Genomic DNA, 18,076 nt, shown 5'->3' on the forward strand with positions numbered 1-18,076 from the left:
TGTTTATGCCCCATAGAGTCATATACCTCATTTGACATATGTCATATGGGGTATATACCCTTTCGGGCTAGATATCAAGGAAACGAATGTCCTTGGCGTTCTGTTGAATAAACTCACGGCGAGCTTCCACATCTTCACCCATCAGAACAGAGAAGATCTGGTCAGCAGCAGCTGCATCCTCCATCTTCACCTGCAACAGGGTGCGGCGTGCTGGGTCCATAGTGGTGTCCCACAGTTCGGTGTAGTCCATCTCGCCCAGACCCTTGTAACGCTGAATACCGTTATCCTTGGGCAGGCGCAGGTTCTTTGCGGCACCACGATCCAGAGCCTCATCACGCTCAGCGTCCGAGTATACATAGTCGTGCGGCGCATTCGACCACTTGATGCGGTACAGCGGCGGCTGAGCCAGGTACACGTATCCGGCCTCAATCAGCGGACGCATAAAGCGGAAGAGCAGAGTCAGCAGCAGAGTCGTAATGTGCTGACCGTCCACATCCGCATCCGCCATCAGAACAATCTTGTGGTAACGAGCCTTCTCAATATCGAAGTCATCACCAATACCGGTACCGAAAGCGGTAATCATCGCCTGAATTTCAGCATTCGACAGGGCACGATCTAGGCGAGCTCGCTCAACGTTCAGGATCTTACCGCGCAACGGCAGAATAGCCTGAGTATTCGGGTTACGACCCTGGACCGCCGAACCACCCGCAGAGTCACCCTCCACCAGGTAAATCTCAGAAATCGACGGATCTTTCGAGGAGCAGTCCTTGAGCTTACCGGGCATGGAGCTGGTTTCCAGCAGACCCTTACGGCGGGTCGTTTCGCGTGCCTTACGAGCTGCAATACGTGCCTGAGCGGCAGTGATTGCGCGGCGCACGATATCCTTAGCCACCGCGGGGTTACGGCCGAACCAGTCGCCGAGGTGATCATTCACCTCACGCTGGGTGAAGGACTTAGCCTCCGAGTTACCCAGCTTAGTCTTGGTCTGACCTTCGAACTGCGGCTCAGAAATCTTAATCGAAATCACCGCGGTCAGGCCCTCACGCACATCTTCACCGGTGAGGTTATCGTCCTTATCGCGCAGCAGCTTATTCTCACGCGCATAACGGTTCACCAGCGAGGTCAGAGCAGCACGGAAACCTTCTTCATGGGTACCGCCCTCATGGGTGTTAATCGTGTTCGCGTACGAGTAGACGGATTCCTTGTATGCACCGGTCCACTGCATTGCCACTTCCAGGCTCATATTGCGGTCGGTGTCTTCAGATTCGAAGGAGACAATCTCCTCGTTCACGATGGTCTTCGCACCTGCATTGAGGAAGTGCACATAGTCGAACAGGCCGTTGTCATAACGGTAGGTGACGGTCGTGAAACCCTCAGCATTCGCGCGCACGCGGTTGAGGGTATTCGCCTTCTCCTCGTCGGTAACCTCGTCACCAACGAACTTCTCGCGCTCATCAGTTAGGGTAATGGTCAACCCCTTGTTCAGGAACGCCATCTGCTGGAAACGTGCGCGCAGAGTCTCAAAGTCGAACTCAACAGTCTCGAAAATCTCAGGATCCGGGTAGAAGGTCTGGATAGTGCCGGTCTTATCGGAAGGCTCACCACGGCGCAGGGGGCCATCCGGCGCGCCACCGTTAGAGAAGGAGATATGCCATGCGTAGCCCTGACGGTGCACCTCGGTAATCACGCGGGTCGACAGTGCATTCACCACGGAGATACCCACACCGTGCAGACCGCCGGAGACCGAGTAGCCGCCGCCACCGAACTTACCACCGGCATGCAACACGGTCATAACAACCTCAACGGTGGACTTGCGCTCGGTGGGGTGTTCATCCACGGGAATACCGCGGCCATCATCCTTCACGCGGACAGAACCGTCAGCCTGAATGGTCACGTCAATTTCGGAGGCGTAGCCAGCGAGCGCCTCGTCAACCGAGTTATCTACGACCTCGTAGACCAGGTGGTGCAGACCGCGCTCAGTGGTCGAGCCAATGTACATGCCGGGGCGCTTGCGAACCGCTTCCAGACCTTCCAGCACGGTAATATCGGATGCACCGTATTCATGCTGCTGTTCAGATGCATTCTGTTCAGATGCCACGAGGCAGAACTCCTTGAGTAGATGATGCAACCGGCGAAGAAAAGTTACGGGTAGTTAAGAGCGGAGCCTAGAACGCCTCACAGAGGGCACAAGAAAGTGCCTATTACAACCCGTGCTGCCGGTAGTGCCCATAGGTGGGCACACTTTACGCATTGTCTCTTTTATTTTACCGAGCAAGAGAGCATAAAACCATCTGTATACGTCATTTATTGAGCTTTTTGAGGGCTATCACCAGCTCAAAAGCCCACAAAGGCGGTTTAGAGTGGTTCAACCCCCTCTTGAGGTAAGGGGGTACAGCTCACAGCCTCGTGGGGATTGCTGGCGCTTCTATAGCTTTCATGCCGTGTAAAAAAGGCTTATTTTGACCTAACACTGTTCAACCAGAAGGTGCCCGAGGGTCGGGGGCAATCAGAAGGCTACCCGTATGTGTCACGTACACCGCGCATGCCGGTAGCGCGCCGATAGCCTCGCTGATTCCAGTGTCCGTTATTCGGACCCAGTACTCGAACTTGAGCTACGATACCTTCACCCAGTTCGTGGCGGAATAGTTCAATGAGGTGCCCCTGCATCAGGCGCAGCTGAGTCGTCCAGGCGGTAGAGTCGCATTGGACTTCAACAATGGAGTTTTCGAAGCTGATCGGGCGGGTGTGCGCCGCGATTTCAGGGCCCACCAGCTCTGCCCAGCGAGCCAGCACACTAGAGACTGCCACGGGCTCTTTCCATCCGCGAGAACGCATCAGAGCACTGACGATACCACCGAGGGGTTTGGGATCGCGAGAGCTCTCTCCGGGGCCGCTATAGCCGCCCATAACGCGGGGGTCCCAGCCCTGCGCTCGCAGTGATTTCTTCTTCGAGGCGGTGCCGGACATGACCGCACCAAAATCGCGCATAATTTTATTCGCTGAGAAGACGTTCAGGGGCGCCTCGCCGCGTTCTTGAGCTGCCACTCGCATGCGGGTCAGCAGGGCGGAGGGGGCATCCACCTCGTCACGGTAGAACTCACCTACGCAGTCAACCTCGCGCGGATTTTGAGTCTCCACAAACTGCGATTCCGCGAATTCATCGAATGTTTCACGTGAAACATGGTTTTGGGGACGGGTGGGGTTACTCATTGCCGTCACTCTCCTCGAGCGCAGAATCGGTTGAGCTCGACCGTCCCGCAGAGTCAGTGACAGAGTCGGTGGCAGGATGCGCATACTCGGCGTGTCCCGCGGTCACCGACACCAGCCGGTAGTCGCCCAGCTCCTCCGGAATATCACTAAGTACCGCGCAGGTAATCAGCACCTGCTCCGCGCCAGCAACCATCGCACCCAGGCGGTGGCGGCGCGCAGAATCCAGCTCCGCAAACACATCATCAAGAATCAGAATCGGCGAAGAACCCACCGAGGAGTCATCCTCAACATGCACAAACCAGGACGCCAATTTCAGTGCCAGCGCAAAAGACCAGCTCTCCCCGTGCGAGGCAAAATGCTTCACCGGCATGCCGCCGAGAAGCAGGGTAATATCCTCACGGTGCGGACCCACCAGGGTCACGCCACGCTCAATCTCATCGCGCCTACGCTCCGCAAAACCACGCATCAAAGCCTCCTTGAGGTCCTCAATGCGCATCAGCGCCGCATGCTCGATTGAGCGCTCGCCCATGCTCGAAAAAACAGTCGACTCATAGTTGAACCCGACCTCTTTAGAGCCGTCCGTCAGCCCCGCATAGGCACGGCGAAGCTGCGGCAAAAAACGCTGCAGCAGACGAAAACGCGCAGAAAGCAGCTGGGCGCCCAGAGTCGACAGCTGCTCATCCCACACCAAGAGTGTGCTCAAAGCGTTCTCGTCCCGCGCCTTACGCTGCATGGATTTCAGCAGCGAATTACGCTGCCGCAAAATCCGCTCATACTCGCTACGGTAGCCGGCAACCACCGGACGCAAAGAGATAGCCAGCTCATCCACAAAACGACGACGACCCGCAGGATCCCCCTTCACCAATTGAAGATCCTCCGGAGAAAACAGCACCGTGCGGGCAATACCCAGCGCCTCCTTAGCACGCACCGGCGCGGCACGATTAATGCGCACCCGGTTACTCTGCCCCGGAGCAATCTCAAACTCAGTCACCGTCTGCTGCGAACCACGCACCGTACGGGTGCGAATATAAGCTCGCAAAGCGCCCATCCGCACCAGCGGCCCGTCATAACTTACACGGTGCGAAGATAGCGACGCTGCATAGTCGATCGCCTCAACAATGTTGGTTTTCCCCACACCATTCGAGCCCAGAAACACCGTAACTCCCGCCGAAAGAGGCAGACTCAGCAGAGCGTAGGTGCGGTAATCCAACAACGAAATATGGTCGATATACACCGGAAGCTCCTTTCACGGGGTTTCATACGCGGGTTCTTAGCTAGGGTTCTTATCTTAGGGCTTCACGGCACCCTGCTGGAAGGCACAGTGAGAGGTCACAATACTAGGTTTTTCCGCGCGGATGAGCACAGAAAAAACAGCGCAACCCCGCACATACTCGCGGCGCATGGGCGCCGAAAGACGTACGGGGCGGCAAAGGCTGGACCTAGTTCGACGGCAGGCGAACCGGCATCAGCAGGTAACGGTAGTTGCGGTCATCCTCAGCCAGAGGCTCGTTCTGACCGGAAATCACGGCGGGCTTCGGCGCATCGGTGAAGGAGAAACGAACAAACTCAGTACCGAAAACCTTCAAACCATCCGAGAGGTAGGCGGGGTTGTACGCAACGGTGATGTCATTACCGGACAGGTGCGCCTGCAGAGTCTCGGAAGCCTGAGCCTCATCACCGCGGCCGGCATCAATAGCAACCGAACCCTGAGTGAATTTCAGACGCAGGGGAGTGTTGCGCTCCGCCACGAGGGAGATACGTCGAGCAGCCTCAGCCAGATCGGAGGTGCGAACAACTGCGTGGATCGGGGTCTGCTCCGGGAACAGTGCGCGGATGTTGGGGTAGTCACCGTCCATCAGAACACTGGTGGTGCGGCGGGAGCCGGCAGTAAAGCCGATCAGCTCGCCGGCGGCGGGCAGAGCGATAGACAGTTCACCAGATCCGGAGAGGGTGCTACCGACCTCGGAGACGGTCTTAGCCTTCAGCAGCACAGCCGCCTGAACATCGGGGTTGACCGGGTTCCACTTAATTTCGCGCATTGCCAGGCGATAGCGGTCGGTGGCAAGCAGGGTCATGGTGTCGCCATTAATTTCTACGCGGATACCGGTCAGCAGCGGCAGGGTCTCATCTTTGGACACCGCAATCTGAACCTGCTTAACGGCTTCAGCGAACTCAGCACCGTCCACGGTACCGGAAATTTCGGGAAGCTCGGGAAGCTCGGGGTAGTCCACGACCGGCATGCCAGCCAGCTGGAAGTTAGCGGAACGGCAGTGAATACGAATAACGGACTCATCTGCAGTGAACTCGACGGGCGAGTTCGGCAAAGAACGGCAAATTTCTGCCAGGATTTTGCCGGGAACCAGGCAAACGCCTTCTACTTCAACATCGGCTGCAATGACCTGACGGGCGCTGGTCTCGTGATCGAAGCTTGCGATGCTAACCTCACCTGCGGAGGCGGTAATCAGCAGACCGTTGAGTACGGGGGAGGTGGGACGCAACGGAAGTGAGCGTGCCGTCCAGCCGACTGCTTCGGCAAGGACATCGCGTTCAACGGTGAATTTCATCGAGAAGGCGCCTTTCACGGAATTAGATAGTAGTTTTTGGGCGCACGTAAAACTTTGGACGATAGAGCCGGAAATACCGCGTGCTCTGATGCGCAGTGAATCTTCCGCGCGCGCGTCTATCCATCCTACCGGATTTTGTAATTACACAGAGACTCGAAGGTCAATCCTGTAGTGAAAAATTGGGTGGGGTAAGGCATTAAGGGCCGCTGTATTTTTGTAATTACAAAGATAGGTGGAAGATGCAGTGAATCCAGTCGAAAAAAGATTCGAACTAGATGATGATTCAGTGTTGGTTTCTTATGCAAACCCAAGCTCAGAGATAGCATGCAGCGATCAATCCAAATCCGCAAAAATCTACGATTTTCAGTAGGGACACATAGAAAAACCTGAACCAACCCGGTTTGCTGAGCAGAACGACTTGTTATGGGGAGGATTTTTTCTTTAAGTATAGTAGTATTGTTAACGCTTGTGGAAACGGTGGAAAACCCCTTCCTTGCCTGCAATGACACGGAAGTAGCCTGTGGACATTAAGTGGAAGAATCCACTCAGTGCTGAGGATGCATTGTGTATGGATATTTATACATTTTCTCAATTCCACACCTTTTGAATATTCATGCACTTAACGTCCACACGAATGCATGAGTTAAAGCACAGCTTATCCACACCCCGAAAATCCACTTTTTCGAGTCACTAAAATCCTTGAATCCAGCGTGAATGCTCGCCCGGAATCCCATAAAACATCTAGTCGAGGCGTAAAATAAGCTACGGAACGGGGAGAAAAGCACATTTAGCCGGCGGCGCGCTGCTCCTGGCGGATCAAATTCGTCAGTTCAGTCACCTGGTTGAAAATTGTCTGACGTTCAGCCATCTGTGCGCTCACCTTACGCACCGCGTGCATCACCGTCGTATGGTCGCGGCCACCCAAATCGTTGCCAATACGCGGTAGAGACATCTCGGTCAGCTCACGCAGAAGATACATCGCCACCTGACGCGCATTCGTGAGTGTACGGGTGCGAGACTTCGACTGCATATCCTCAATGGAGACATCAAAATACTTCGCCACCGTCGCCAAAACCAGTGCTGATGTAATCTCCGCGCCACCGGTATCAGAGAGCAAATCCTTCAGATAAGTCTCAGCCTCAGCCAGGGTAATGGGCTCCGGCGGCTTCTTCATCGAGGCGGCAGCGCTCGCACGAATTAGCGCGCCCTCCAACTCGCGAATATTGGCCGTGACATGGGACGCAATGTATTCCATGACGTCATCGCGCACCGGCAAAATCTCGTTCTGAGCCTTCTTCCGCAGAATCGCGATACGAGTCTCCAGCTCCGGAGGCTGCACATCCACATTCAGGCCTGAACCGAACCGTGAACGCATACGCTCAGCAAAACCGGTCAGCTGCTTCGGCGGCAAATCAGAGGTAATCACGATCTGCTTCTGGTGGTTATACAGGGCGTTAAACGTATGGAAGAACTCTTCCATCGTCGCCTCTTTACCCGCCAAAAACTGGATATCGTCAATCAGCAGAACATCGACATTGCGGTAAATCTGCTTGAACGACGAACCCTCATCGTCACGAATCGAGTTAATGAAGTCATTCGTGAACTCCTCAGAATTCACGTAGCGCACCCGCAAATTCGGGTACAGATACTTGGTGTAGTGGCCGATCGCGTGCAGCAGGTGGGTCTTACCCAGACCCGAACCGCCGTAGATGAACAGCGGGTTGTAGACAATGCCGGGTTGCTCCGCCACTGCGAAAGCGCTTGCGTGCGCAAAGCGGTTGGACTGACCAATCACGAAGGTGTCGAAGGTGTAATTCGGGTTCAGTCGGGCAGAGCTATCCCAAGTCGGCGCGTTTTCCGGGTCTTCATGCGGATGCACCTGCTGAGCCTCCGGTACCGCCGGGGCGTCCGGAACGAAAGAAGGTGTCGGGTATTCGCGAGGAGATGGCGCCTCAACAGGAGCTGTCGGAGCGGGCTGCTGTACGGAGGGGAATCCGGCACGCTCCGCCTCCAAAGCATGCATAGAGGGGCGGGTGACCTGCTCATCAGCGGGCACCTCGTAGTGGTCCGGACCCGGATGCGGCTCCGTGTAGTACTCAAAGGCACGCGAGCCAGCGGGCGTCTCGGGATGCACAGAAGCCGTCGTTATCGAAGGGGTTGGCTGGTGCTCAACAGGAACCTCACGCTCACCCTGGAAAACGTCCTGACTTGCAGGTTCAACCGGAAGCATCGACTCATTCACATCGAAAAGCGCGGTGGTTGAGGGGCCAAAAGCCTCGTGCAGAGCCGCACGGAACGAAGCACTAATCTGTTCCTCGAAGACTGCACGGGTCAGCTTATTCGGCACCTCAATGATGAGACGAGAAGAACCCATCAGACCCTGAGGCTGCGCAAGATTCACGAAACCACGCTGACGTGCCGTCACTGCCGGATCAGCGGCAAGAATAGAGATCAGATGCGCCCAGCGCGCCTGAAGGGAGTCGGTCATGGAATTCTTTACTTTCACTCGATGTGAAGCGGTGGTTCAGTAAAGAAAATCATGCCGGAAACCACCGCGAGGTCATTAAGATTCTACCCGCTTAATGCACAGGGGAGGAAAGTTATCCACAAGAGTTTTCCACACGGTGGAAAACTTGTAATTACAGAGGTGGATAAGTAGTTGGAATTGAGCGTGTAGCAAGGCTTCTTCCTTGATATTTAGCGGAACAGCCTGGTGATGCATGGGTGTGGATAACTCACTAATAATAGAAGGGCTGGATGAGATATACACCGTGGTGGATATTGTGTCGCCGTAAATATCCTCAGATTTGCACCCCATGAGCTAGTAGTGTCTCCGCATCCTTAATACCCACTGAAACCCCCGCCTCCTCAGAACAAACGAGCCTGGAATCACGCGGAAAAAAGCGTCAAGAACTTGATTTACGCCCTCCACTCTTCTAAAGTTGTGCTGTTGTGTGTGCACCGTCTACTGCGAATAGTCGCGGTACCCCCGTGCACCAAGAAGCGTACGGTTCCGATACCTGTGAGGGCACGAACCGCAAAAAATCAAGGAGACAAAGTATGAGCAAGCGTACTTTCCAGCCGAACAACCGCCGTCGCGCTAAGAAGCACGGCTTCCGTCTGCGTATGCGTACCCGTGCAGGCCGCGCGATTCTGTCGAGCCGCCGCGGTAAGGGCCGCGCAAAGCTCTCGGCCTAATCACGGCATATAGTTCGCCCGCCGATGCACACGCATCGGCGGGCGAACTATCATTAAGCGTGAAATACATGCGGAGATTAGCTCACCACAAGAGCCGAATCTCCCACACTACGTAAAGGGGAACACGTGCTGCCTCAACGGCACCGTATGCGCACCAGCGCTGAATTCTCCCACGCCTTCCGTTCCGGCATCCGTACAGGACGTCGGAACATCCTTATATCTACGGCGAAAAATCCTGGAAAAACAACCCAGGTAGGTTTTATTGTGTCGAAGGCGGTGGGCAACGCAGTCACACGCAATCTGGTCAAACGCCGGTTGCGTGAACTTGCTGCGTTCACCTGCGCCGCGCATCCGGAAGGCTACGCCATCGCGGTGCGAGCGCTTCCCGCCTCCGCGAGCGCCAGCTGGGATCAGCTGCGGCGTGATTACGAATCGGCACTCGAGGCTGCTTTCGCTAAGCTCGACCTGCCTCAGAGTAAGGAGAAGCCGTGAGTCGTCCCCAGCGTAAGCGCTGTGAAGAACGCTTCCACGCGCATAACAGCGGCACCTATAGCGCCTCTGCCGAGATTCTGGGCCCCGACGAGTTGCTGGCTCTAGCACCTAACGAATTCGTGAGGGCTGAAACTTTCCTACAGGCACTCTACGTTCTACCGCAGAACCTGCTGATTGCGTGTATGAAGGCCTACCGCAAGGTCGTCTCCCCCCTCTATGGGGATGTGTGCCGCTACTACCCGACCTGCTCAGCCTACGCCCTGGAGGCGCTGACTACCCACGGCGCGATGCGCGGGCTTTCCCTGACGGTGCGCCGTATTCTGCGGTGTGTTCCCTGGGCGACCGGAGGTATCGACCCAGTTCCGGAGGGGAAGCGTACTTTCGCTCCCGGAGCAGAACCGAAAATTATTCTGCTCAACCACCCCCATCTTTATAACCCTCACACCGGCGGTGACGCCTGCCCTGAGTAGGCGGTGCCTCCCACACAATGACTTAGCCGAGTCCTTAAGGAGTATTCCCGCGTGAATATTTTTGATTTGATTCTTTGGCCGTTTAAATGGATCGTCTCCGTGGTCCTATGGCTGTTCCACACTCTTTTCACCTCGCTGGGCATGGACCCGGCTTCCGGTCTGACTTGGGTTCTGTGCATTATCTTCCTGACCCTGGTGATGCGTACCCTGACCATTCCGCTGTTCGTCAAGCAGATTAAGGCTATGCGCGGTATGACCGCGATGCAGGGCGATATGGCGAAGCTGCAGGAGAAGTACAAGGGTAAGAAGGACCAGCTCTCCCGCCAGGCTATGGCTCAGGAGCAGATGGAAATGTACCGTAAGCACGGTACGAACCCCTTCGCTTCCTGCTTGCCGATTCTGGCGCAGATGCCGATTTTCTTCGGTCTGTACCAGGTTCTGATGGGTATTCCCAACGCGGCGCAGCACAATGAGAGCCTGCTGATGCTGCCGGCTGACCTGGTTTCTCAGTTCAATGGCTCGCAGATTTTTGGTGCGCAGCTGTTCGCGACCATGCTGCACCCGGGTGCTGGTGACGCTACCGCTACTGTCGTTCAGGCTGTCATCATGATTGTTCTGATGAGTGCGACCCAGTTCTACATTCAGAAGCAACTGAGTGTGAAGAACATGTCAGAGGCGGCTCTGAACTCTCCGATGTTCCGTCAGCAGCAGATGATCATGTACATCTTCCCGATCATTTTCGCTGTCTCCGGTATTAACTTCCCGCTGGGTGTTATGTACTACTGGACTGTTTCGAACATCTGGTCGCTGGGCCAGCAGTGGTGGGTTATCCGCAATAACCCGACCCCCGGTTCTCAGGCTGAGCGTGAGCTGAATGCCCGCCGGGCAGCGAAGGGCCTGCCCCCGATTGGTAAGACCCGTGAGCAGCACGAGAAGGACTTGCAGGAGGCTCGTGAGCGTGCCGCAGCTGGTCAGCGTCAGCAACCGGTTGGTAAGAAGCGCCAGAAGCAGCAACGCAATAAGCAAAACGGAAAGAAATAGTTTCTTTCCTTGACTCGGGCCGGGTTCTCGCCGTTGTTGGCGCGGGCCCGGCACCGTGTATGAGATACTTTTTACCCCTATGACACCCCTCCTAATACCCCGAGGACAATCGTGACTGAAGCTATGGAATATGAGGACGAGCAGCTCGTTGAGGAGCAGCTTGTAGAGGAGCCCCTTGAGGGCGAAGTAGACGATTTTGAGGACATCGACGAGGAAGGTGATATTGCCGCTGACTACCTCGAAGAGCTTCTTGATATTGTCGATATGGATGGCGACATCGATATTGAGGTGCGCAATAACCGCATCTACCTGTCGGTCGTCAATGAGGATGATGACAATGAGGAACTGCGCCACCTGGTTGGTCGCCACGGCGAGGTTCTGGAGGCTTTGCAGGAGCTGGTGCGTCTCTCAGTCCTGGCTGGTAACGGCACCCGTTCCCGCCTGATCCTGGACATTGCTGGTTATCGTGCTGAGCGTCGTGAGCAGCTGGAGAAGCTTGCCGCTGACGCGATTGAGAAGGTGCGCGCTACCGGTCGTGATGAGCACATGAAGCCGCTGAGTGCGTATGAGCGTAAGGTGGTCCACGATGTGGTGGCTGCCGCTGGCTTGTACAGTGAGTCTGAGGGCGAAGGCCCCCGTCGTCACGTGGTGATTTCTCTTCCCGAGGCAGGAGCCTAGTATGGAGACTTCGATGATTACTCTCAACGAGAGTGAGCGCGCCGCAGCGGAGACTGTGTTCGGTGAGCGCCTGCCTTTGGCGGAGCGTTACGTGCAGCACCTGGCGACGACCGGTATTGAGCGTGGTCTGATTGGCCCGCGTGAGGTGCCGCGCCTATGGGCTCGCCACGTGCTGAACTGTGCCGTGGTGCAGGAGTACATCGCACTGAACGCGTCGGTGGCTGATGTTGGCTCTGGTGCCGGCCTGCCCGGTCTGTGTCTGGCGATTGCCCGCCCGGATTTGAAGCTGACCCTGATTGAACCTCTGGAGCGCCGCGTGATTTGGCTGAATGAGGTTGTTGAGGATCTGGGGCTGGAGAACGTGATCGTGCTGCGCTCGCGTGCTGAGCAGGCTGTGGGTGCTGTGGAGGCCGATGTGGTGACTGCGCGTGCTGTGTCCGCTCTGGTGGGTCTGCTGGACATCACTCTGCCGATTCTGCGCGGCACCGGTGAGCTGCTGGCTCTGAAGGGTCGTAGTGCCGCGGAGGAGATTACTAAGGCAAAGAAGAAGCTGAACCGTTACGGTGCGCGTGAGACCGAGATCCTCACCGCCGGCGGTGATCTGCTGGAAGAGCCGACGACGGTGGTTCGAGTTCGCCTCTAAAGGTTTCGTCCTGAGTGGGCGGTGCCGCAATGAGCTGGTGAATATACTGGCTTACGCGGTGCCGCCCATTTTTGTGCGCCTACTTGCCGGGTGCGCGCAGCAATTGCATCTGTAGAGTACATAGAATGACCTCTCGCGTGGAGTATTGACCTGATGCCGGGTACCCTTAAGGAAGGACTGAAACCTTAGACTCTTCTATATCAAAGCCTGCTGGTTCACCAAGGGCCCCGAACCCTTCACAAACCATTCAGGTATCACTAATGTTTCACGTGAAACACTGCAGGCTTCATTACCTCACGGAGTATGTTTCACGTGAAACATGCTGAGATGAGTGAATGGTGGGGGAGCGGAGGTTGAATCCTCCTTGCGTACACATATCGCAGAGTGTTGCCACACGCGAGGCATTAGAAGAAGTATCACCGTAGACGCACCACCCGAATTATGGAAGGCACCCGATGACTCCTCAAGCTCAGAAATCTGTTGCAGATTTGCTCCCCAAGCCTGTGCATACGCGTGTCTTCACCGTGTCGAACCAGAAGGGCGGCGTGGGTAAAACCAGTACTGCAGTGAACCTCGCAGCTGCACTCGCGGAGGCTGGTCTCAACGTCCTGGTGATCGATAACGACCCGCAGGGTAACGCCTCAACCGCACTGGGTATTGAGCACGGCGTGGATGTTCTCAGTGTCTACAATGTCCTGATTGAGGATAAGCCGCTTTCTGAAATTGTTCAGGAATGTCCCGATATGCCCGGCCTGTTCTGTGCCCCCGCCAATATCGACCTCGCTGGCGCGGAGATTGAGCTGGTCTCTCTGGTCGCACGTGAGACTCGCCTCAAGAACGCCCTGATGGACTACACTGAATGGCGCGAGAAGCAGGGTATGGAGCGTCTAGACTATGTCTTCATCGATTGCCCGCCGAGCCTCGGCCTGCTGACCGTCAACGCCTTCGTCGCGGCAGAAGAGATTCTGATTCCGATTCAGTGCGAGTACTACGCACTGGAAGGCCTGAGCCAGCTGCTGAAGAATATTCAGATGATTCAGAAGCACCTGAACTCTAAGCTGCGCATCAGCACGATCCTGCTGACCATGTACGATGCCCGTACCAACTTGGCGTTCCAGGTGGCAGAGGAGGTGCGCGAGCACTTCCCGGAGGAGACTCTGAGCGTGAAGATTCCTCGCTCGGTTCGTATTTCTGAGGCTCCCAGCTATCAGCAGACCGTCATCACCTACGATTCTTCGTCGACTGGTGCACGCGCTTACCGCGAGGCGGCACAGGAACTCTCACGCCGATTTGCATAATCTAAATCTTTTGAAATGAGCCTTTTTGAAGTGTCTATTGATGATTCAAAAGGGTTCATTTTGTGCGGTATTTTCTGGGTTAAACCCAAGAAAACATCCTTAAAGAATTAATTATCAGGAATAATTCGGATTATGTGCTGTGCAGTTTTCTCTCCTGCTTTCGAGTGCTTATTTCGTTTACACTAGATGAAGAAGAAAAAATGAGCGGGCTCGTCCGGGAGTCCTAAGGAGTAACGATGGCTGAAAAGCGACGCGGCTTGGGTCGTGGCCTGGGGGCGCTGATCCCTCAGAGTACGAAGAATTCTGGTAATGCTGAGGCGAAGGCATCTGAAAAGACTGCACCCAAGAAAGCATCTACTCCGATTGAAGAGCCGATGAGTGATGGCCTCTTCGAAATGGCTCATGAGGCCAAGCCGGAGAAGCAGCGCAAGAGTGCTAAAGCTGAGTCTGTAGAAGATAAGCCTGCTGAAGCTGTACCTGCTCAGGAAAAGCCTGTTGAAGTTCAGAGGGTAGAGGAGAAGGTCGAAGCTCCCGCCTCCTCGCAGAATGTTTCACGTGAAACATTGAAGAAGAAATCCCGTGTGGACATGGGTGCGGCACTGCGCAATACCACCCTGACTCGCCGTCCGGTGGACTTCTTCTTTGGTGAAGATGTTTCCACCCCGCAGTCTGCTTCCGAAGAGCGGGGCGGTCTGGTCCCGGTTCCCGGCGCCCAGTTTGCTGAGCTGAATGTTCGTGATATTCACCCCAACCGCAAGCAGCCCCGCACCGATTTTGATGAGCAGGATATGGAAGAGCTCATACATTCGGTACGTGAGATTGGCGTTCTACAGCCGATTGTCGTGCGTCCCTCGCGTGAAAACGGTGCTGAAAAGTATGAACTGGTCATGGGTGAGCGCCGCTGGCGTGCAACCCAGGCAGCTGGCCTGAGCACCATCCCGGCGATTGTTCGTGAGACTGAAGACGGCGATCTGCTCCGTGACGCCCTGCTGGAGAACCTGCACCGCAGTCAGCTGAACCCCATTGAAGAAGCGGCGGCGTACCAGCAGCTCATGGAGGAGTTTGACACTACTCAGGAGCAGCTGGCTAAGCGCATTGGTCGTTCTCGCCCCCAGATTTCAAATACGATTCGTCTGCTGAAGCTGCCAGCTCTGGTGCAGCGTCGCGTTGCGGCGGGTATTCTTTCTGCCGGTCACGCTCGTGCCCTGCTGTCTCTGACAGACCAGGCTCAGATTGAGACTCTCGCACAGAAGATTGTGAATGAGGGACTGTCGGTTCGTGCAACCGAGGAGCTGGTGAACCACGCATCCGGCACTGCAGAGGTGAAAGAACGTAAGACTCCTCAACCCCAGAAGCACCGTGAGCGTCTGGACTATATTGCGGAGGCTTTCGCTGATAAGCTCGATACTTCGGTGAAGATTTCGCTGGGGGCCCGCAAGGGTAAGATGACCATCGAGTTCGCGAATGTCGAGGACTTGAACCGCATTATCCGCGTTTTGGATTCTGATTTCTCGGGCTAAATTTTCGCATAAAAAATATTTAACAACTGATATCAGTTGTATATATAAAAACCCTCGGTGATGTTTCACGTGAAACATCACCGAGGGTTTTTCTCTAGATTCTCGAAAGATTAGCCCAGGTGCTCGGAGAACTCGGCCAGCAGAGCGGACTTCGTCTTAGCACCTACGGTCTTCTTGACCACCTCGCCACCCTTGAAAAGGTAGATGGCAGGAATAGAGGTAATGCCGTACTTCATGGCGGTATCGCCATTTGCTTCAACATCCACCTTGACCACATCGACCTGACCGGCGTACTCACCAGCAATCTCGTCGATCACGGGGCCAACCATGCGGCAGGGGCCACACCATTCAGCCCAGAAGTCTACGATAACGGGCTTGTCGTTCTTCAGAACCAGTTCGTCAAAAGTAGTATCAGTTGCCTGCTGTGCACTGCTCACGGAGTGCTCCTTTCTGACACGGGGCGGATTCCCCTGCGAGTAATACGAATAGTTTAGAGGTTTTCGAGGTAGTGCTGCGCGTCCAGAGCGGCAACAGCACCGGAACCAGCGGCAATAATTGCCTGGCGGTAGGTCGGGTCAATTACGTCACCGGCAGCAAAAATGCCGGGAACGGAAGTCTTCGACGAACGACCCTGAACTGCGATGGTGTGGTTCTCGGTAATCTCCAGCTGGTCACGTACCAGTTCCACGCGAGGGTCGGATCCAATAGCGATGAACAGACCCTGAACGGCCAGCTGACGCTCAGAACCGTCCTTGGTGTTGGTCAGAGTAATCGACTCGAGGTTGTTCTCACCGTGAACGGCAGTGACAGCCGAGTCCCAGACAACCTCAATCTTCGGGTTGTTGAAAGCGCGGGTCTGCATGATTTCCGAAGCACGGAAAGAATCACGACGGTGCACCAGGTACACCTTGGAGGCGAAGGTCGTCAGGAACAGTGCCTCCTCCAGTGCAGAGTCGCCACCACCGACCACTGCGATTTCCTTGTCCTTGAAGAAGAAGCCATCGCAGGTTGCGCACCAGGAGACGCCGTAACCGGAGAGTCGATCTTCGCCCTCGATGTTGAGCTTACGAACCTGAGAACCGGTGGTCATGATGACGGTCTTCGCCAGGTGAACAGCACCATCTGCGGTGTAGACCTTCTTCACGTCGCCGGTGAGCTCGACCTTTTCCACGTCCTGGTAGCGGATGTCCGTACCGAAACGCTCAGCCTGCTGGCCAATGTTCTCCATCAGCTCGGGGCCCTGGATACCCTGAATGAAACCGGGGAAGTTCTCCACCTCGGTGGTATTCATGAGGGAGCCGCCGGGTGCCAGAGAGCTGGCGAAGAGGACGGGCTTCAGCTCGGCGCGTGCCGCGTAGATTGCCGCGGTGTAGCCCGCGGGGCCGGAGCCCACAATAATGACGTTGTGGACGGTTGCGTCGGCCTCAACCTCGGCAGTCGGTGCCGCTTCGGTGGCGGGTGCGGATGCCAGGTTCAGGTTGCCCAGGGCGGCGCCTCCGAAGAGGCCTCCCAGATTCTCAGTCATCGGATATGTCTTTCCCTTGTAGGTCTTTCGTTATGCCCCTATAACAGGGCTTTATCCTCGATTATTCCATTTTTGGGGGACCCTTATCCAGATACTCCGCGCACTGTGAATCTTTGAGTAGCGGCCCTGCCATAAAGAGTCATAAATGGACATCAAAAAGGGCGGGGTTTCCGAACTGTTGAGTTCAGAAACCCCGCCCTTATGTCTGGGGTGCGAGCGCCCTGTCGGCGTCGCGTTATGGGTTGATTAGTCCACCTTGATTTCGTTGATGCGCAGACCGTAATTCCAAGTTCCAATCGGCAGGGTGAGGCGGGGTAGTTCGTTGACCACGATGATCACGTAGGCGCCCTTTTCAATGCTCTGCTTGGAGGTGTCCAGGGTGACGACTGCATCCTTGCCTTCAAAGGTGCCCTTGCCGACCTCAACCGCGCCGTTTAGGGATGCGGAGCTATTGGTGTAGACGGTGAAGGAGCCGCCGACGCCGGTGTTCTGCTGGATGGTCAGCTTGGAGACTACGGTGGGGGTCTGCAGCTTCAGCGCCAGACCGAATTCCTTGATGGTGCCGGCGTAGTTGGCGGTGCCGAAGCCGTAGCTGATCCATGCGGTGTTGGCGTTACCGTCGGTCAGGTGGGGGATGAGGGTGTCCATGTCGTTCATGAACGTGGGGTTCGAGGGCGCGAAACGAGCCACGGATGCGATTTTAGCCGGGTCGTTTGATGCCTTAGCGGTTGGGGATGCCGATGCGCTGGCGCCTGCCGCAGCCGATTCGGATGCCGAGGCGGGAGACTTGGGGGTGTGTGGTGCGGCTGTCTGGTTGGAGCCGATTGCACCCAGGGAGGTGAGGATACTGCCTGCGACAATGACGAGTAGCAGGACTGCTGCCAGGGCGACTGCCCAGGTACCGCGGCTGCCGTCTTCTTCGTCTTCGTCATCTTCGTAGATGCTGGTGGGCTCGGAGTATGCGGTCACTGCCGCACCGCCGGATGATCTCCAGTTCTTGGCGGCGGTGATGCTCTCCTGGTTAGCGGCGGAGGAAGAGACCTTCTCGTAGGTGTTGGGGGAGCTGCTGCTCTCGAAGTCACCGAAGATTTCGGTGCCCAGTGCGTCTTCTGCGTTGGAGAGTGCGTGGTTTTCGATCAGCAGGGTGTCCAGCAGGGTGTCGGGGCGGGTGTGGGAGGTGACGAGGTAGCGGCTACCTTCGGGGGTGATGCCCAGGTCGAGGATTTGGATGTTGCCGCGTGCGTTGGTTGCGAGCGCGCGGGAGTTTGCTTCCAGCAGTGCGCTGCGGCTGGGCGATGCGATGACGACCGAGACCTTACGGTTGAGAACCTGGTCGGTGCCTTCAAGCACCATGTCGGATTCTGCCGTAATAATGATGTGTGTGGTGATCTCGTAGCGGCCTCCGAGGACCGATCCGACCGGAAACTGTTGCGACAA

16 protein-coding genes are annotated in these 18,076 nt (G+C 56.0%); 8 read left to right on the plus strand and 8 right to left on the minus strand.

Translation table 11 applies throughout. The features are described 5' to 3' along the window. Window positions 1-67: 67 nt before the first annotated feature. The 5 genes from gyrB to dnaA form a co-directional block, all read right to left on the minus strand. Entirely contained in the window at window positions 68-2,098 is a 2,031-nt protein-coding gene (gene gyrB, locus QFX05_RS06805) for a DNA topoisomerase (ATP-hydrolyzing) subunit B (protein ID WP_279741955.1), read from the minus strand. Between the two features lie 416 nt (window positions 2,099-2,514). Beyond that, on the minus strand, window positions 2,515-3,210 hold the full coding sequence (locus QFX05_RS06810) for a DciA family protein (protein ID WP_279741956.1): 696 nt from the start codon (window positions 3,208-3,210) through the stop codon (window positions 2,515-2,517). Then, window positions 3,203-4,444 carry a DNA replication/repair protein RecF gene (gene recF / locus QFX05_RS06815; protein WP_279741957.1) on the minus strand — a complete coding sequence of 414 codons (1,242 nt, stop codon included), beginning with the start codon at window positions 4,442-4,444 and terminating at the stop codon, window positions 3,203-3,205. Before recF ends, QFX05_RS06810 begins: the two co-directional genes overlap by 8 nt. Window positions 4,445-4,649: 205 nt before the next feature. Beyond that, window positions 4,650-5,774, minus strand: coding sequence for a DNA polymerase III subunit beta (dnaN, locus tag QFX05_RS06820; protein ID WP_279741958.1), 1,125 nt, complete (start codon window positions 5,772-5,774; stop codon window positions 4,650-4,652). A 787-nt stretch (window positions 5,775-6,561) separates the two neighbouring features. After that, window positions 6,562-8,262 (minus strand): chromosomal replication initiator protein DnaA, encoded by a 1,701-nt coding sequence (gene dnaA / locus QFX05_RS06825; RefSeq protein ID WP_279741959.1) that lies wholly within the window; start codon window positions 8,260-8,262, stop codon window positions 6,562-6,564. A gap of 572 nt (window positions 8,263-8,834) precedes the next feature. Between dnaA and rpmH the strand changes: the two genes are divergently transcribed. The 8 genes from rpmH to QFX05_RS06865 all read left to right on the plus strand — a co-directional run bounded on the left by rpmH (window position 8,835) and on the right by QFX05_RS06865 (window position 15,114). Continuing rightward, a complete protein-coding gene (rpmH, locus tag QFX05_RS06830; protein ID WP_005504094.1) occupies window positions 8,835-8,972 on the plus strand; it encodes a 50S ribosomal protein L34 in 138 nt (45 codons plus the stop codon). Window positions 8,973-9,098: 126 nt separating this feature from the next. Further along, window positions 9,099-9,464 carry a ribonuclease P protein component gene (rnpA, locus tag QFX05_RS06835; protein ID WP_279741960.1) on the plus strand — a complete coding sequence of 122 codons (366 nt, stop codon included), beginning with the start codon at window positions 9,099-9,101 and terminating at the stop codon, window positions 9,462-9,464. Continuing rightward, entirely contained in the window at window positions 9,461-9,934 is a 474-nt protein-coding gene (yidD, locus tag QFX05_RS06840; protein WP_279741961.1) for a membrane protein insertion efficiency factor YidD, read from the plus strand. The genes rnpA and yidD overlap by 4 nt, the downstream gene beginning before the upstream one ends. A gap of 51 nt (window positions 9,935-9,985) precedes the next feature. Then, on the plus strand, window positions 9,986-10,975 hold the full coding sequence (gene yidC, locus QFX05_RS06845; RefSeq protein WP_279741962.1) for a membrane protein insertase YidC: 990 nt from the start codon (window positions 9,986-9,988) through the stop codon (window positions 10,973-10,975). Between the two features lie 111 nt (window positions 10,976-11,086). Continuing rightward, window positions 11,087-11,653 (plus strand): Jag family protein, encoded by a 567-nt coding sequence (locus tag QFX05_RS06850; protein ID WP_279741963.1) that lies wholly within the window; start codon window positions 11,087-11,089, stop codon window positions 11,651-11,653. Window position 11,654: 1 nt separating this feature from the next. Beyond that, on the plus strand, window positions 11,655-12,296 hold the full coding sequence (gene rsmG, locus QFX05_RS06855) for a 16S rRNA (guanine(527)-N(7))-methyltransferase RsmG (protein ID WP_279741964.1): 642 nt from the start codon (window positions 11,655-11,657) through the stop codon (window positions 12,294-12,296). Window positions 12,297-12,751: 455 nt separating this feature from the next. Beyond that, window positions 12,752-13,594, plus strand: a complete 843-nt coding sequence (locus tag QFX05_RS06860; protein ID WP_279741965.1) for a ParA family protein — start codon at window positions 12,752-12,754, stop codon at window positions 13,592-13,594. A 236-nt stretch (window positions 13,595-13,830) separates the two neighbouring features. Continuing rightward, a complete protein-coding gene (locus QFX05_RS06865) occupies window positions 13,831-15,114 on the plus strand; it encodes a ParB/RepB/Spo0J family partition protein (RefSeq protein WP_279741966.1) in 1,284 nt (427 codons plus the stop codon). 110 nt (window positions 15,115-15,224) lie between these two features. Here QFX05_RS06865 and trxA read toward each other — a convergent pair whose 3' ends face one another. From trxA to QFX05_RS06880, 3 genes are all read right to left on the minus strand, one after another. Continuing rightward, complete coding sequence (gene trxA / locus QFX05_RS06870; RefSeq protein WP_279741967.1) at window positions 15,225-15,551, minus strand: thioredoxin; 327 nt, start codon at window positions 15,549-15,551, stop codon at window positions 15,225-15,227. 53 nt (window positions 15,552-15,604) lie between these two features. After that, a complete protein-coding gene (trxB, locus tag QFX05_RS06875; protein WP_279741968.1) occupies window positions 15,605-16,639 on the minus strand; it encodes a thioredoxin-disulfide reductase in 1,035 nt (344 codons plus the stop codon). A gap of 246 nt (window positions 16,640-16,885) precedes the next feature. Next, window positions 16,886-18,076, minus strand: a complete 1,191-nt coding sequence (locus tag QFX05_RS06880; RefSeq protein WP_279741969.1) for a serine/threonine protein kinase — start codon at window positions 18,074-18,076, stop codon at window positions 16,886-16,888.

Origin of the sequence: Rothia similimucilaginosa, from assembly GCF_029850875.1 — a bacterium.
GTDB lineage: Bacteria > Actinomycetota > Actinomycetes > Actinomycetales > Micrococcaceae > Rothia.

What these genes read in the sequence shown, in the direction of transcription:
- QFX05_RS06810 (WP_279741956.1), bottom strand. Translation starts at nt 3,210, where the DNA reads ATGAGTAACCCCACCCGTCCCCAAAACCATGTTTCACGTGAAACATTC.
- dnaN (WP_279741958.1), bottom strand. Translation starts at nt 5,774, where the DNA reads ATGAAATTCACCGTTGAACGCGATGTCCTTGCCGAAGCAGTCGGCTGG.
- dnaA (WP_279741959.1), bottom strand. Translation starts at nt 8,262, where the DNA reads ATGACCGACTCCCTTCAGGCGCGCTGGGCGCATCTGATCTCTATTCTT.
- rpmH (WP_005504094.1), top strand. Translation starts at nt 8,835, where the DNA reads ATGAGCAAGCGTACTTTCCAGCCGAACAACCGCCGTCGCGCTAAGAAG.
- rsmG (WP_279741964.1), top strand. Translation starts at nt 11,655, where the DNA reads ATGGAGACTTCGATGATTACTCTCAACGAGAGTGAGCGCGCCGCAGCG.
- QFX05_RS06860 (WP_279741965.1), top strand. Translation starts at nt 12,752, where the DNA reads ATGACTCCTCAAGCTCAGAAATCTGTTGCAGATTTGCTCCCCAAGCCT.
- QFX05_RS06865 (WP_279741966.1), top strand. Translation starts at nt 13,831, where the DNA reads ATGGCTGAAAAGCGACGCGGCTTGGGTCGTGGCCTGGGGGCGCTGATC.
- trxB (WP_279741968.1), bottom strand. Translation starts at nt 16,639, where the DNA reads ATGACTGAGAATCTGGGAGGCCTCTTCGGAGGCGCCGCCCTGGGCAAC.